Source organism: Bradyrhizobium sp. JHI2711 (assembly GCF_056156565.1).
Window position 1 is genome coordinate 499,071 of sequence record NZ_JBPZPT010000004.1, and the last position, 15,684, is coordinate 514,754.

General features: G+C 64.5%; 14 protein-coding genes. 7 read left to right on the forward strand and 7 right to left on the reverse strand.

Annotated features, from left to right (window positions below; translation table 11 throughout):
• Positions 1–8: 8 nt before the first annotated feature.
• Positions 9–1,190: an ABC transporter substrate-binding protein gene (locus ACTEK7_RS29810; RefSeq protein ID WP_225148100.1), complete on the reverse strand. Its 1,182-nt coding sequence runs from the start codon at positions 1,188–1,190 to the stop codon at positions 9–11.
• Positions 1,191–1,250: 60 nt separating this feature from the next.
• Here ACTEK7_RS29810 and ACTEK7_RS29815 point away from each other — a divergent pair, with 60 nt between their 5' ends.
• Positions 1,251–1,820 (forward strand): DUF3280 domain-containing protein, encoded by a 570-nt coding sequence (locus ACTEK7_RS29815; protein WP_225148101.1) that lies wholly within the window; start codon positions 1,251–1,253, stop codon positions 1,818–1,820.
• Between the two features lie 159 nt (positions 1,821–1,979).
• On the opposite strand, the gene fghA is transcribed toward ACTEK7_RS29815, so the two are convergent.
• Positions 1,980–2,825, reverse strand: coding sequence for an S-formylglutathione hydrolase (fghA, locus tag ACTEK7_RS29820; protein ID WP_225148102.1), 846 nt, complete (start codon positions 2,823–2,825; stop codon positions 1,980–1,982).
• A 69-nt stretch (positions 2,826–2,894) separates the two neighbouring features.
• On the reverse strand, positions 2,895–3,515 hold the full coding sequence (locus tag ACTEK7_RS29825; RefSeq protein ID WP_036007891.1) for a response regulator: 621 nt from the start codon (positions 3,513–3,515) through the stop codon (positions 2,895–2,897).
• A 201-nt stretch (positions 3,516–3,716) separates the two neighbouring features.
• Here ACTEK7_RS29825 and ACTEK7_RS29830 point away from each other — a divergent pair, with 201 nt between their 5' ends.
• Together ACTEK7_RS29830 and ACTEK7_RS29835 are read left to right on the forward strand one after the other, a co-directional pair.
• Positions 3,717–5,069, forward strand: coding sequence for a histidine kinase (locus ACTEK7_RS29830; protein WP_225148103.1), 1,353 nt, complete (start codon positions 3,717–3,719; stop codon positions 5,067–5,069).
• 164 nt (positions 5,070–5,233) lie between these two features.
• Entirely contained in the window at positions 5,234–7,702 is a 2,469-nt protein-coding gene (locus ACTEK7_RS29835) for a TonB-dependent receptor (RefSeq protein ID WP_225148104.1), read from the forward strand.
• 4 nt (positions 7,703–7,706) lie between these two features.
• On the opposite strand, the gene ACTEK7_RS29840 is transcribed toward ACTEK7_RS29835, so the two are convergent.
• From ACTEK7_RS29840 to ACTEK7_RS29850, 3 genes are read right to left on the reverse strand one after another with little or no spacing between them, the layout of a single operon-like run.
• Positions 7,707–8,732 carry an ABC transporter permease gene (locus tag ACTEK7_RS29840; protein WP_036007882.1) on the reverse strand — a complete coding sequence of 342 codons (1,026 nt, stop codon included), beginning with the start codon at positions 8,730–8,732 and terminating at the stop codon, positions 7,707–7,709.
• On the reverse strand, positions 8,729–10,246 hold the full coding sequence (locus tag ACTEK7_RS29845) for a sugar ABC transporter ATP-binding protein (protein WP_225148105.1): 1,518 nt from the start codon (positions 10,244–10,246) through the stop codon (positions 8,729–8,731). The genes ACTEK7_RS29840 and ACTEK7_RS29845 overlap by 4 nt, the downstream gene beginning before the upstream one ends.
• Before the next feature lie 34 nt (positions 10,247–10,280).
• Positions 10,281–11,234, reverse strand: a complete 954-nt coding sequence (locus tag ACTEK7_RS29850; RefSeq protein ID WP_036007875.1) for a sugar-binding protein — start codon at positions 11,232–11,234, stop codon at positions 10,281–10,283.
• 380 nt (positions 11,235–11,614) lie between these two features.
• Here ACTEK7_RS29850 and ACTEK7_RS29855 point away from each other — a divergent pair, with 380 nt between their 5' ends.
• A complete protein-coding gene (locus ACTEK7_RS29855) occupies positions 11,615–11,782 on the forward strand; it encodes a hypothetical protein (protein WP_167361689.1) in 168 nt (55 codons plus the stop codon).
• A gap of 61 nt (positions 11,783–11,843) precedes the next feature.
• Positions 11,844–12,251: a hypothetical protein gene (locus ACTEK7_RS29860; protein WP_225148106.1), complete on the forward strand. Its 408-nt coding sequence runs from the start codon at positions 11,844–11,846 to the stop codon at positions 12,249–12,251.
• Positions 12,252–12,326: 75 nt separating this feature from the next.
• Here the strand turns inward: ACTEK7_RS29860 and ACTEK7_RS29865 are convergent, their stop codons facing one another.
• Complete coding sequence (locus ACTEK7_RS29865) at positions 12,327–12,902, reverse strand: YybH family protein (protein WP_225148107.1); 576 nt, start codon at positions 12,900–12,902, stop codon at positions 12,327–12,329.
• Positions 12,903–12,981: 79 nt separating this feature from the next.
• Here ACTEK7_RS29865 and ACTEK7_RS29870 point away from each other — a divergent pair, with 79 nt between their 5' ends.
• Positions 12,982–13,935, forward strand: coding sequence for a LysR family transcriptional regulator (locus ACTEK7_RS29870; RefSeq protein WP_225148108.1), 954 nt, complete (start codon positions 12,982–12,984; stop codon positions 13,933–13,935).
• A gap of 159 nt (positions 13,936–14,094) precedes the next feature.
• The gene (locus ACTEK7_RS29875) at positions 14,095–15,555 is read left to right on the forward strand and encodes a GH1 family beta-glucosidase (protein WP_225148109.1); all 1,461 of its coding nucleotides are present in this window, start codon (positions 14,095–14,097) and stop codon (positions 15,553–15,555) included.
• Positions 15,556–15,684 lie beyond the last annotated feature (129 nt).

Here is a 15,684-nt window from a genome sequence, read left to right on the forward strand (position 1 = left end):
CTGCATCCTCATTTCAGCTTGCATTTGCTCTCCGGGCGATCGTAGCCGAGCGTGTCGAGCTCGGAGACCTGGTGCAGGAATCCTTCCTGCGGCGACGCCGACACCACCATGCGGCCGTCGACCAGGAGGATCGGCTGACGCAGCTGCAGGTTCCAGTCGCGCAAGGTCAGCCGCGTGCCCTTGAAGGCGGCGACCGAGAAATCCGGGCCCTTGATGAAATCGGTGACCTTCCTGACCTCGCCGGAATTGGTGCGCGAGGTGGCCTCGCCGATCATGCGCACCGCCGTCCAGGCCTGCATGTCGCGTGCGGTCATCCGGCGCAAATTCAGCTTGATGAAGCGGTTCTGAATCTGGATCGCGCCCCACTGATCCTGCGATGCGTCCCAGCTGCGCGGCACGAGGCCGGCGGAGCCGGCGACCGGGCGCGGATCCCAGGTGCGATAGGGCAGATAAGAGCCGAACACCTCGCTCTCGTCGGCGGCGACCAGCACGTCATAGGCCGGTGCCTGCTGCGTGAAGACGGGGATCTGACGCTGGATCTGCGCTACGCCGCTATCGGTGCGCCGCGCCCCGCCCTTGTCCTCGAAGGTTCGCTCCTGCACGATCTTGGCGCCGAACCGCGCCGCGGTGCGCCTGATAGCATCCGCGAACAGCTTGTCCTCGTCGTGCGAGCCGACCACCAGCAGCCAGCGCGACCACTTCTTCCACACCAGATATTGGCCGAGCGCGTCGGCGAGCATCGCACGCGTCGGCGCGGTGTGGATGACGTTGGCGCGGCAATCGGTCTCGCGCAGCCGCTCGTCGATCGCGCCGGCGTTGAACAGCAGCGTGCCGCGGTCGCGCAGGGCGTCCGCGACCTTCAAGAGCACATCGGCGGGCAGGTCGGCGACGATGAAGCCGTTCTTCTCGGCGAGCGCGGTCGCAGCCTGCACCACGTCCTCGCCTTCCCTGATGCGGCGCTCCTCCAGCGTGAAGCGCTGGCCGGTGAATTTCCCGGTGGTGTTGTTGTCCTCGATGGCAAGGCGCGCGCCGGCGAGGCCGTCGTTCTCGGCAGGCTGCTCGGCGAGCGACAGCGTTGATCGGGTGCCGGCGATTGCGAGATAGCCGACGCCGATCGTGACGGGATCGGCCGCAAGCGCGCTCGTCGCGGCAAGACCAAAGCCGATCAGGCCGGCCAACCATCGGATCATGTTTCCTCCAGACGATCTCCCCGGCTTGACCGCCGGTGAAGAATTGTCTCTGCTTCAAGCATGACCAATTTGTCAGGCCGTGCAACCCCGCATTTCGTCCCCGCGCGCGCGAGGCCGGGAATCACGATCATGCGAGCATTGTTGGCAATCGCAGCATTGCTGCCGACGGGGGCGGGCGCGCTCGCCGATCCACCGAAGCTCGCGGTGTTCGATTTCGAGTTGGTCGACACCAGCCTGCCGGGCGAGTTCTACGGCTCCAAGCCGGAAGAGGCGCGGCTCATGCGCATCAGCGAGCAGCTGCGCAAGGAGCTGGCAGAGTCGGGCCGGTTCCAGGTGCTTGACATCGCGCCGATACGGGAGGCCTCCCGTGGCGCGAACCTGCAGGCCTGCGGCGGCTGCGACCTCAAGCTCGCCGGCCAGCTCGGCGCCGATCTGGAGATCACCGGCCTCGTGCAGAAGGTCTCCAACCTGATCATCAATCTCAACATCTATCTGCGCGACGTGAAGACCGGCAACATGGTCGCGGTCGCCAGCGCCGACATGCGCGGCAACACGGATGAATCCTGGTCGCGCACGATGAGCTATCTCATCCGCAACCGCCTGCTGGCGCCGAACTACGGGAAGCCGTGAAGGGGTTTTCCCTCTCCCCTTGTGGGAGAGGGTGGCTCGCCGCGTAGCGGCGAGACGGGTGAGGGGTTTCCATCCCCACGAATGGTCGTGCGAGCGGAGAGAACCCCTCATCCGGCGCTTCGCGCCACCTTCTCCCGCAAGGGGAGAAGGTGAAAGACATCACCCCTTCAATCTCTCCGCATGCCAGTGCAGATGATCGCTCATGAAGGTCGAGATGAAATAATAGCTGTGGTCGTAGCCCGCCTGGCGCCGCAGCGTCAGCGGGATGCCCGCCTTGGCGCAGGCGGCCTCGAGCAGCTCCGGCCTCAGCTGCTCCTTCAGGAAATTGTCGGCCTCGCCGACGTCGACCAGGAAGCCGGAGAACTTGGCGCCGTCCTCGATCAGCGCCACCGTGTCCTGGTTGCGCCAGGCCTCCTTGTTCGGCCCGAGATAGCCGGTCAGCGCCTTGATGCCCCAGGGCACGAGTGAGGGCGCCACGATTGGGGCAAAGGCGCTGGCTGCGCGAAAGCGGTGCGGGTTGCGCAGCGCCACCGTCAGCGCGCCATGGCCGCCCATCGAATGTCCCATCACCGATTGCCGCTTGGCATCGACCGGAAAGTTCTCCGCAACCAGCTTCGGCAGCTCGTCCGTGACGTAGCTCCACATGCGATAATTGCGCGCGAACGGCTCTTGCGTGGCGTCCACATAGAAGCCGGCCCCGAGGCCAAAATCATAGGCGTTGTTGGCATCGCCCGGCACGTCGGGGCCGCGCGGTGAGGTGTCGGGCGCGACGAAGATCAGGCCGAGCTCGGCGCAGGTCTTGCGGAATTCGCCTTTCTCGGTGACGTTGGCATGCGTGCAGGTGAGGCCGGAGAGATACCAGACCACGGGCAGCTTGGCGCCGTCCGCATGCGGCGGGATATAGACCGAGAACACCATGTCGGTTCCGGTCACCTGGCTGGCATGGCGATAGACGCCCTGCACGCCGCCATGGGATTTGTTGGTCGAGACAGTCTGAATCGTCATGCCTAAGAGCTCCGTGGCATCTCACCACACCAAGATTGCAACGCTTGTGTGACCGAATTCGTGGCGTGGTCAGGCGACACCGCTGTCGATCGCCAGCCGCACCAGCTCCACCGAGGTCTTCACCCCGAGCTTCTGGCGCATGATGGACGAGGTATTGGCCACCGTCTTGTAGGACGATTGCACCAGCCACGCGATCTCGGACAGGCTCTTGCCGGCGCTGAGCAGCCGCAGAATCTCCATCTCGCGCGCGTTCAGCTTCGACAGCGGGTTTTGCGCCAGCGTCGGTCCGGCGAAGGCGATGCTGCGCGCGATCGCGGTCGGAAGATAGGTGCCGCCGCTTCCGACGGCGCGGATCGCCTCGACGAGGTCGTCGGGGTCGCCGGTCTTGGAGACGTAGCCCTTGGCGCCGCACTCGATCGCACGCGCGGCGAAGGCGGGGTCGTCATTCATGCTGAACATGATGATGCGCGCCTCGGGCGCGCGCTCTAGGATGCGGCGCGCGAGCTCGAAGCCGGAGACGGTTGGCAAATTTATGTCGATGATGCAGAGGTCGGGACGTTCGACGATGAAGACGCACTCGCCGTCCTCGGCGTCGGCGGCTTCCAAGATTTCGATCTCGCCTTCGTCGGCCAGCACGGCACGGCAGCCGGAGGCGACGATGGGATGATCGTCGACGATCAGAATGCGCATAGGCGTTCCCCGCGACAGCCCGTTCCCTTGGAGCTTGCCTGTTCTGCGCCGCATGAGACTGACCAGGCAAGACGCGCGTCTCGTGTCGGCTCATGCAACCCGGCTGGGATTGCTGTACGCTTCCGATTAGATATCGGGCGGTTCGCCTCTGTCAACGTCGTCGGACAGGCGCCAACCCTTCGCGAGGCACGAGCGAGACCAATGTGGCAGAATCTTTCCTTGCGCGGGCGCATCAATCTCTTGCTGGCGCTGCTGCTGGCGCTGGGGCTCGCGGTCAATATCGGCCGCCAGATCGCCGAGGCGGGCCCGCGCGTGCAGGCCGAGGACCAGAGCGTGATCCGCCTCGCGCGCGAATTCATCGAGATGATCGTTGCCGATCTCAACGAGGCACCCGATCCTGATGCCAGGCTGAACCAGATCGCGCGCGATCTCAGTCGCCTGCGCCATGTCAGCATCGCGCTGCACGATTCCGGTGGGAACCCGATGACGCCCCGCCGGCTTGGCTCCGATGTCGACACGCGTGCCCCGCCGGCCTGGTTCGTCAGCCTGGTCCATCCGGAGCAGACCGCGGTCAGCGTGCCGGTCTCGATCCGCGGCAAGCCCGGCTCGCTCGTGATCACCTCGCATCCCGACGACGAGATCGCCGAGATCTGGGACGGCATCGTGACCCAGCTCGAGGTCGGCTCGGTGATCGCGCTTGCGCTGTTTTTCCTGATGATGAAGGTGGTCGGCCGTGCCCTGGCACCGTTACAGTCGCTGGCGGACGCCATGGGGAAGCTCGAAAGCGGACATTACGAGGCCCGCGTCGCGCCGGGCGGCGCGCCGGAGCTCGCGGCGATCTGCACCAGGCTCAACCATCTTGCCGCGACGCTTGGTGAAGCGGTCGAGGACAAGCGGCGCCTCGCCGAGCGCGCGGTGTCGCTGCAGGACATCGAGCGCAAGGAGATCGCGCGCGAATTGCACGACGAGTTCGGACCCTATCTGTTCTCGCTGCGCGCACATGCGAGCGCGCTGGCGAAGCAGGCGGACGGACGCGAGCCGAGTGCGGATGCCGTGCGCAAACATGGCAGCGCCATGCTGGAGCAGATCAATGCACTCCAGCAGTTCAATCGCCGCGTGCTGGAGCGTCTTCGGCCCGTGGGCCTTGCCGAGCTCGGCCTGCGCCAGGCGCTCGAATCCCTGTCGCGGCTGTGGCGGGAGTCGCATCCCGACGTTGCGATCGAGACCTCGATCTCGCCGGCGCTGGGCCCCACCGGCGAGACCGCCGATCTCACCATCTACCGCATCGTGCAGGAGGCGCTCACCAATGTGTTCCGCCACGCCGGTGCGACCTCGGTCAGCGTCGTCATCGAGCCGGTCGAGCAGGCCGGCGGCCGCTTCTGCGCCCGGGTGCGGGTCAGCGACGACGGCCGCGGCATGGAGCCAGGCCAGAAGCTCGGCTTCGGCCTCGTCGGCATGCGCGAGCGGATCCTGGCGCTCGGCGGCACGCTCAATGTGGTCTCGGGTGAGGGCGGTGTGACCGTGGAAGCGCTGGTGCCGACAGCGGCAACCTGATCGCATCCAAAGCGATCGGGAAAAATTCCCGATTTGGTCGGGAAAATGGGTGTGGATAGGGTCCGACCTTTTGCGGCTGGCGTCCCCATTGCGGCCGAATAAACTCGTCCCGACCAATCGGCGGAACATCAAAACAGTCGGTGGTCACGGATGGGAAGGCGGGGATGGGCAAGGTTGTTTCGTTCAAGCGTGCTTTGTTGATGGCTTCGGTGTCGACCGGGCTGGTATCGGGCTTGGTCTATGCGACCCCTGCCGGGGCCGCGCCGGACGAGGAGACCAACGTCCAGAACCTGCCGCCGGTCGAGGTGACCGCACCACCTTCGGCGCGGCGCGCGGCGCCGTCGCGACCTGTTGCGCGCGTGGGGGCGCCGGGATCGGCCGCGCCGAGGACACGCCTTTACGTCTATCCGACCTCGCCGGGCACCGGCCGGGGTCTCGATGTCGACAAGGTTCCGTCGGCGATCAATGCCGTCGATGCCAACCAGATCAGGCGCACCGGTTCGCTGAACGTCACGGACGCGCTGCGCGACAACATCGCCGGCATCAACATCAGCGAAGTCACCGGCAATCCGTTCCAGCCGGATGTCGAATTCCGCGGCTTCGTCGCTTCGCCCGTGACGGGCACGCCGCAAGGCCTTGCGGTGTACCAGAACGGCGTCCGCATCAACGAGGCCTTCTCGGACGCCGTCAATTGGGACCTGATTCCGACGGCCGCGATCAGGTCGGTGACGCTGGTGACCAACAATCCGGCCTTCGGCCTCAATGCACTCGGCGGCGCGATCAACCTGCAAATGAAGGACGGCTTCACCTATCAGGGCGCCGAGCTCGACCTCATGGGCGGATCGTTCGGCCGCATCCAGGGCTCGGCGCAATGGGGCAAGCAGGTCGACCAGAACTTCGCCGTCTACGGTGCGCTCGAAGGACTGCGCGACAACGGCTTCCGCAATTTTTCCCAATCGACCGTGCGGCGCTTCTACGGCGATGTCGGCTACAGGGCCGGCGACAGCGAATTCCACGCCAATATGGGCGTGGCCAAGAACGATTTCGGCGCCAGCGCCACGGTCCCGGCCGAGCTGCTCGACAGATATTGGGGCGCGACCTACACCACGCCGCAGACCACCTCCAATCGCGTCGGCTATCTCAACCTGACCGGCAAGGTCGACGCGACGCCGACCTGGACGCTCGAAGGCACCGCGCGTGTGCGCAGGTACGAGCAAAAGGTCGTCGACGGCAACCCGACCGATGTGGAGGAGTGCGCTGCAGATCCGGCGCTGCTCTGCTTTGGCGACGACACCTCACCCGCCTACGGCGCGGGCGGCGTGCAGCTTGCCAACCCATTTGCGCCGGGCACGATCCTCGGCGCGATCGACCGCGGCTCGATCCGTTCGACCACGTTCGGCGTGTCGGGGCAGGCCACCAACACCGACCAGTTGTTCGGTCATGACAACCGCTTCGTGGTGGGCGCAACCTATGACGCCAGCGTCACGCGCTACAACGCCTCCTCCGAAATCGGCTCGATGGGAGAGAACTACGTCGTCAGCGGCAGCGGCGTTTTCCTGGGACCGACTCCTGTGGCGGACCCCGTCGCCGGCCCGGTCTCGCTGCGGACCGTCAATCAGTATAACGGCCTCTACGCGATGGATACGTTCAACGTCACGGATGCCTTCGCCATCACGGGGGGCGGCCGCTTCAATGCGGCGCGGATCACGTTGGAAGATCAGCTTGGGACTGCGCTCAACGGCGATCACACCTTCACGCGTTTCAATCCGATCATCGGCGGCACCTACAGGATCACGCCGGAATTGACCGCCTATGCCGGCTATTCCGAGGCCAACCGCGTGCCGACACCGCTCGAGCTCGGCTGCGCCGATCCCGCCAGGCCCTGTCTCATTGCGGCCTTCCTGGTTGCGGATCCACCGTTGAAGCAGGTCGTCTCCAAGACCGTGGAGGCCGGTTTCCGGGGCACCAAGGAGTTGAACATCGGCACCCTCGGATGGAAGATCGGCGGCTTTCGCGCCACCAACCACGACGACATCATGGCGGTGCCGGTCGTTGGCCGGACTGGTTTCGGCTATTTTTCGAACGTAGGCCGCACCCGGCGGCAGGGGCTCGAAGCCGAAGTCAACATCAAGTCTCCGACGCTGCAGTTCCAGGCGAGTTACGCGTTCGTCGATGCCCGCTTCCTTGATCCGCTCGAGCTCGGCTCGGAAAGCCCGTTTGCCGACGATACTTCCGAGACCATTCAGGTCAGGCCCGGAAATCAGATCCCGGCAGTCCCGCGCCACCGCGTCAAGGTCGGCGTCGACTATGCCGTGACCGACGTCTGGAAGGTCGGCGGCAACGCGCTGTTCGTCTCCAGCCAGTATCTGGTCGGCGACGAGTCCAACCAGTTCGCGAAGCTGCCGTCCTATACGGTGTTCAATCTCCACACCTCCTATCAGATCGCAAAGAACGTCCAGCTCTACGGCCGCGTCGACAACATCTTCGACAAGCGTTACGTGACCTACGGCCAGTTCTTCGACCGCGACGCCTTGCCCAACTTCACCAATGGCGGCGCGGATTTCACCGACCCGCGCTCGCTGAGCCCGGCAAGGCCGCGCGCGTTTTACGCGGGGTTGCGGGTGACGTTCTAGATTTTCACTCCACCTTCACGCGCTCGAGCGGAGCCGCAGCGACGCTCGCCTGCTCCCGGCCTTTGGCCGCACTCGCGCGGTGGCGTCGCTGCACCAGATATTGATCGCCGAGCACGCCGACCAGGATCACCGTTCCCATCACCGCGAAATTGAGCGAGCTCGGAATGCCCAGCAGGTTGACGAGATTCTGCAACACCTGGAGCAGCACGGTGCCGAGCACGACGCCGATGATCGAGCCTTCGCCGCCGCGCAAGGAGCAGCCGCCGAGCACGGCGGCCGCGATGGCGTAGAGCTCGTAGAACGAGCCGTGCACCGCCGGCGAAATCGACCGGGTGTACATCGCGATCAGGATCGCCGAAAACGCAGTCAGCCCGCCACAGATGACATAGGCCGAGATGATCACGCGGTTGGTGCGAATGCCGGAGTAGCGTGCCGCTTCCTCGTTCTTGCCGACGGCAAGAAGATAGCGGCCGAACACCGAGCGGTGAAGCACCACCCAGGCGATCACGGCCACCACGGCGAGCGCCACCACGCTGTGCGGCAGCGGGAATCCGAGCACGTTTGTGCGGCCGGCGGCCAGCCATTCCAGCATCGGAAAGCTCGCGCCGAAGCCGAAGCCCGCCGTCGCGTCCTCGGTGTAATAGCGCGCCGCGCCGCGATAGATCAGAAGGCCGCAGAGCGTGACCACGAAAGCCTGGATCCGCATCCTGGTCACCAGCGTGCCATGAACCAGGCCGATCACGAGCCCGGCCGCGACGATCATCGCGAGGGCTACGACCCAGTTGACGTCGTGATTGACGATCAGGTCGATGAACAGGACGCCCAGCAGTGCGATCACCGAACCCACCGACAGCTCGATCCCGCCGATGATGATGATGAAGGCTTCGGCGATGGAGAAGATGCCGAACAACCCGATCTGGTTGGCGGTGTTCGAGAGATTGCCGACGTACAGGAATCTCGGATTGATCAGGGCGACAACGGTCCCGACCACCAGAATCAGAACGAGAAGGCTCAGGTCTTTCTTGCTCAAGGTCCCTCCGCCGTGATTGTGTGGCCAACGGCAAGCTGCAGCACATTGTGCTCACTGAACTGGCTGCGATCAAGGAAGCCCGAGATCGCGCCTTCATGCATCACCGCGAGCCGGTCGCTGACCCCGATCACCTCCTCCATGTCGCTGGAGATCATCAGGATCGCCACCCCGGCATCGGTCAGGCGGCGCAGCATGCCGTAGATTTCCTGCTTGGCTCCGACGTCGACCCCGCGCGTCGGCTCGTCGACAATCAGCACCTTCGGCCGCATCGACAGCCATTTGGCGAGCACGACCTTCTGCTGGTTGCCTCCCGACAGCGAGCCGACGGCGGTCTTGACGTCGGGCGCGCGGATATTGAGGCGCTCCCGCTGACGCACCGCGTTCTCGTTCTCGCGATCGGTATCCACCAGCCAGAAGCGCATATAGGACGCCAGATCCGGCAGCGAGATGTTTTCGGCGATCGAGACGTCGAGCAGCAGGCCTGCGCCCTTGCGGTCCTCCGGAACGAGATAGATGCCTTGCTCGATGGCGGCCCGTGGGCTTGCGATACGGATCGGCTCGCCATCGAGACGTATCGTGCCGCCACGCAGTGGGTCGATGCCGAAGACGGCGCGGGCGAGCTCGGTGCGGCCGGACCCGACGAGACCGGCAAGCCCGAGGATCTCGCCGTGGCGGACCGACAGGCTCACGGCGCGGCCGGGATAGGTGTCGGTGACCGCATCGACGATCTCCAGCACGCTGTCGCCGGGCGGCGCGGCCGGCGGCACGTAGAGCGATTTCAGGTCGCGGCCGATCATCAAGCGGATCATCGCCGCCGGAGAGAGCTCCGCACGCGTCAGCGCGCCGACCACGCGACCGTCGCGCAGCACGACCGCACGGTCGGCGCACTGCATCACCTCGTTGAGCCGATGCGTGATGAAGATGATGCTGACGCCGTGGGCTTTCAGGCCGGCCACGGTGCGCATCAGGCGGTCCGTCTCGGCGAGCGTCAGGCTCGAGGTCGGCTCGTCCATGATGACGAGACGAGCGTCGAGCGAAAGCGCCTTCATGATCTCGACGAGCTGGCGCTGCGCCAGCGACAGGTCGGCGAGCGGCGCATCGGCCGCGAAATCGCAGCCCAGCCGCTCCAGCAGCGGCGCGACATCGGCATACATCCGTTTGCGGTCGATCAGCCGCAAGGGTCCGCCGTGCACGGGCTCGCGGCCGATGAAGACGTTGCCGGCGACATCGAGATTGTCGAACAGGTTCAGTTCCTGATGGACGAAGGCGATGCCCGCCTTGATCGCATCCGCCACGGTGAGCGAAGATCGCGCGGCGCCGTCGACACGAATGAAGCCGCCGCTGGGCTCCACGACCCCGCCGAGCACGCGCATCAGCGTCGACTTGCCGGCGCCGTTCTCGCCGATCAGCGCAACGACCTCGCCGGGCGACACCTGGAGACCGACGTGGTCGAGGGCGACCACGCCTGGATAGCTCTTGCTGATGTCGACCAGTTCGAGAAACGGTGCTGGCATGGCAGGCTGCGCGGGCGGGCAGCGCGGATATCTCCTATTTCTTCAGCATCTGCTTCATCGAGGCCATGAACTCGTCGACATTCGCCTTTTCGATGACCTTGCCGGGCACGATGATGATACCGTTGGCCGGAATGCCGGACTTGTTGCCGCCGATGTAGTTCGCCATCAGCTTCATGCCCTGATAGCCCCATTCGAACGGCTGCTGCACCACCGTGCCGACGATGCTGCCTTCCTTGACGCCGCCGAGCGTAATCGGATCCTCGTCGAAGCCGATGATCTTGATCTTGCCGAGCTTGCCAGCCTCCTTGAGCACCTCGTAGATCCGCGGCGTGTTGTAGGAGTAGAAGCCGACGAGGCAGCTCACATCGGGCATGGCGGCGAGGATGTCCTCGACGTTGCGCTTGGCGCGGGTCTGGTCGATCTCGTCGCCGCGAACGTCGACGAGCTCGACCTTCGAGCCTTTGAGCGTCTCCTTCACGCCTTCGATGCGTTCGCGTGCGTTGTCGGCGCCGGGTAGGCCGACGAAGCCGACGCATTTGCCGCCGTTCGGCAGCGCCTTGACCATCAGCTTTCCTGCCTCCTTGCCGAGGTCGGTGTTGGAGGAGCCGATATAGGCCACGCGCTTGGATTTCGGCGCGTCGCTGTCGGTGGTGAACAGCACCGTCTGGGACGCAACCTTGTTGAGATGCTCGGTCTGGTTCTTCGGATCGACCGCGCTGACCATGATGCCGGCGGCACCGGCGGCGACGAGGTCGTCCATCACGCGCTGCTGCACGGCGGCCGCAGCCTGTTCCGGATATTTGAACTGGAGCTCGTAGTTGGGCAGCTCGCCCTGCGCCTTCTTCATCCCGGCCTCGGCGATCTTCCAGAAGTCGGACGCCCCGTTGACGACGAAGGCCAGAACCTTCTTGTCCGCCGCATCCGTCGGGCCGACACCCGCTGCGATCGCGAAGGCAACAGACACACCTGCAACCAAGAGACGCTGCATATCATTCCTCCCCTAAGGCGGTCGGCCCTTTGATGGCCAACTCTGCTTGAACCCAGATTGGGCGCATGCCTCACCCCCAGCGGCACGGCAATCAGCCGCTACCCGCATCGTTGCGGCAGAGGCGGGTCACCGACCCGGCCGGCGAGGTGAAATGAGGCACGTACCTCAAGCTAGCAGAAGCCCGCCGCGCACGCAATTGGAAGCAACGGTCTGGACGTCAACCGCCGCGCTCAGGCTGGTGTCGCCGGTCCCGCGGCAGCCTTTTCGGGCAATCCGCAGCCCGCTTGCGCCTTTAACCGATTGGAAACCATCGCAAATGATCTGAAAATTGTAACGAAACTCTCCGGCCGTCTCCGCGTCGGTTCGCCGGAGGGCCTGTGATGACTGAGCAGCAGTTGAGAGAGCAGGAATTCCAGATTGCGCGGTACCGGCATCTGGAGCGCGAGGTGACCGATCCGCTAGCAGCGTGTCTGCTTCACAGCATCATCGAGGAGCTCGAGGCCGAGCTGCGCAAGCAAAGACCGGATTGGCACGGGCCCGGTCATTAACCGTTTATTGGCGCTAATGATGCCAATTGTCGGCGTGGGAATACCAGGGGAGGCTGCTCCCATGCTGAAGGACGGCACCTACGCCGCTTGGTACAAGACGTCCATCGACCAGGGTACCGGGATCGTCCATGTCGCAGACGGCCAGATCTGGGGCCGTGACAGCCTGATGACCTATCACGGCACCTGTCAGATCGATGGAGATCGCTTCACCGCAACCGTATTGACGAAGCGTCACACCGACGGACGCGCCACCGTGTTCGGCAACGATCAAGAGCTGACGTTGACGATCGAGGGAAGCTGCCCTGGCAAGATCGCGACCTACACCGCGACAGCACCTCAGGCGCCGGGCATGATCCTCCACGGAACGCTCATCCTCAGGGAACAACAGCCGCCCCCACCTGAACCACCAGGGCAGATGCCGGCATTCAATCCCGACAAGCTGCCGAAATTGCCGAAGCGCTCGCGCTGATCATCGCGACGAAATCGCACGTCGTCTCGACTGACCGCCGGCCGGCTCCGAATCCAGCTCATCTGCAGCGCTTCGTCATTTTTCCTCCGGCCATCCCCGGGCGAGTGTCGCCGCCTGTTGCAAGGTGATGCTTCGGACCAGCGGATCCGCATGACGGTGCACGAGTTGCCAATCCGTGCCGTCCTTGCGGTAGACTTCGGTCACGCGCAGCGACCAGTCTTGAGCCGGCAACCCGCCCACCTCGGCGCGCTGGCGCTCGACCATGACGAGAGCGACGAGCGCGTCGGATGCATAGGTTTGCAAAACCTCAAGTTCGGTTTGGCCTTCCCTGAAGTATCGGGAGAGGGCAGCCAGACGCTGGGGACTAGCGTCGAATCCCCGACTCGTAGGCCCGCCAAAGGGCTGCATCAGCGTGAAATCGGGCGCGATGCGGACAAGCTGGGACCAGCGGTCCACATCGCCACGCATGAAGGCGGCATTCTTCTCGCGGGCGCGTTCGACGAGGCCTGCTATCGCGTCGCTTCCAGCGGCCGCATCGGCCGAAAGCTGACCGGACAGGGGAATTGCTGCGGTAGCGGCCATCATCGAGCGCCGCGATATCTTTTCCTGCTCGCATGGCCGCCTGTTCAGCCCGGACGGTTTGTTGGTCATTTCTCAGCTCCTGATCGAACGACGAGGCCCATGCATGAAGCCTTGATCCCAATGAATCCAGCGATATGATTTCAGCAACATGCTGAACCAAATTGATTTATCCAGGATCGACCTCAATCTCCTCGTGCTCTTCCGCGTGGTCCTGGAAGAGCGCCATGTCGCGCGTGCAGCCGCTCGGCTGAGCCTGACGCCGTCGGCTGTCAGCCATGCGCTTGGCCGCCTCCGTCTTCTGCTGAACGATCCGCTGTTTCTGCGGACGCCGAAGGGCGTCGTTCCGACGGCGCGCGCCCTGGAGCTCGGCGAGCCGGTGGCCGAGATCATCGCGCGCGTCGAACAGCTGATCGGCTCGGCCACACCGTTCGACCCGGAGCAAAGTGGCCGTCGATTTACGATTGGCGCTCCCGATGCCGTACTGGTCTCAGCGATCGGTCCGCTGTTGCAATCGATCGCGACTGCGGCGCCCCACATTGATATCGGGCTGATCCACCTGATGCCTGCGCCGCGCGGTGGTGCAATCGGAGAACCTTGGCAGCAAAGCCTAGACATGCTCGAACGACGCGAGCTCGATATCGCAATGCTGCCGCTGCCGGCGGTATCACCGCGTTTCGAGGCGCGCAGGCTTTACGAGGAGGAGTTCGTGCTGGCCATGCGCAAGCGACATCCCTTCGCAAAAGCGCCAACCCATGCTGCGTTCGCGCGATCACAGCACCTGCTGGTCTCTCTCAGTGGGGAACCGCGCGGTTTCGTTGATGAGATGTTGGCAAAGCGCGGCCTCGAACGCCGCATCGCTTTGACTGTTCCGAATTTCATGATGGCGCTTGCCCAGCTTTCCGGGTCTGATTTGATCGCCGCATTGCCGCGCCGACTGGTGGAGCAGCACGCCAGCCGTTTCGGCCTCGTGTTGGTCGAGCTGCCTTTCGCGCGCAAACCGGATACGATCCGGGCCATCGCGACCAAAGCGGCTATGAAAGACGCGGGCATCGCGTGGCTGATGCAGATTGTGGTCGGTTCAATCGGAGCAGGCCGAAGCTAGAATCCGGTTTGAACTCAATAGGCGTTCATCTCGGCAAGGGAACGGCATTGTGCTGCCGCGCCTGCGGTGGCGGATCTGGGACCTCCTGCACCCGCTTCTCAAATCGCCCGGAACTGTTCATTGTGCCGGCCCGAAACGAAAAGAAGTGGAGCAGCATCAATGACGGAGGGGGTCTCGCGCCGCCGGTTTGCCAAGCTGGCGGGATTGTCCGCAGCCGGGATTGCGAGTCCGCTTGTCGCCGAAGCCAAGCCGGCGCGGCCGCCGCGCAATGCAGCCGGTTTTCCGGCGGGCTTTCTCTGGGGCACGGCGACCTCGTCCTATCAGGTCGAGGGTGCGGTCGAGGAGGACGGGCGAGGGGCCTCGATCTGGGACAAGTTCGTCCGCATCCCCGGCAAGATCGAGGACGGCACCAACGGCGACCGCGCCAACGAGCACTATCACCGCTACAAGGAGGACATCGCCCTCATCAAGGAGCTCGGCTGCAAGGCCTATCGCTTCTCGGTGGCCTGGCCGCGGCTGTTCCCGGACGGCGACGGCAAGCCCAATCCGAAGGGGCTCGACTTCTACAACCGTCTCGTCGACGAGCTGCTGAAGAACGGCATCGAGCCGTGGCTGACCCTCTATCATTGGGACCTGCCCCAATCGCTCCAGGACCGGTTCGGCGGTTGGCGTTCGACCGAGACCTGCAAGATCTTCGGCGACTACGCGGCCTATATCGCCGCGCACCTCACCGACCGCGTCAGGAACGTGTTCACGTTGAACGAGAGCGGGCGCTTCGTCTATTTCGGTTACGGCGTCGGCATCGACGCGCCGGGCTTGAAGCTGCCGCAAGCCGATGTCAATCAGATCAGGCACAACAGTGCGCTGGCGCACGGGCTCGCGGTGCAGGCGGTGCGAGCCCATGGCCGCCGCGGCACCAGGGTGGGGCCGGCGGAGAACATCGATGCCTGCGCGCCTGCCTTCGACACGCCGGAAAACGTGCGGGCCGCGGAGACCGCGCTGCGCGAGATGAATGCCGGCTACCTCAACGTCATCATGACGGGCCGCTATACCGACGCCTTCCTGAAATACGCCGGGTCCAACGCGCCGAAATACACCGATGCGGAGCTCAAGATCATCTCTTCGCCGGTCGATTTTCTCGGTCTCAACATCTATGCGCCGCAGAACTACGTGGTGGCCTCCGACCAGGGCGCGGGCTTCAAGCCGCTGCCGATCCCGAAATCGTTCCCGCACATGAATTCGGACTGGCTGCGCGTCGGGCCCGAGACGATCTACTGGGTGCCGAAGCTGGCGGCGAAGATCTGGAAGACGGATGCGATCTATATCAGCGAGAACGGCACCTCCGGCGACGATGTGGTGTCGCCCGACGGCAAGATCTACGACACCGATCGCATCATGTATCTGCGCAACTATCTCGCCCAGCTCCAGCGCGCCACCGACGAAGGCGTGCCGGTGCGCGGCTATTTCCTCTGGAGCCTGATGGACAATTTCGAGTGGGTGTACGGCCTTAACAAGCGTTTCGGGCTGTACCACGTCAATTTCGACACCCAGGTCCGCACGGCAAAACTCAGCGCCAGCTTCTACCGCAACGTGATCGCGAAGAACGCGGCGGGGGCGTAGCTCTTCTCCCTCTCCCCGTTCTTACGGGGAGAGGGCAGGGGTGAGGGGCTCTCTCCGCGAGTCCATCTGTCACCCTGTCACCGTTCTTGCTGAGGCTCCCCCTCACCCGGATTTTCCGCTGCGCGTAAA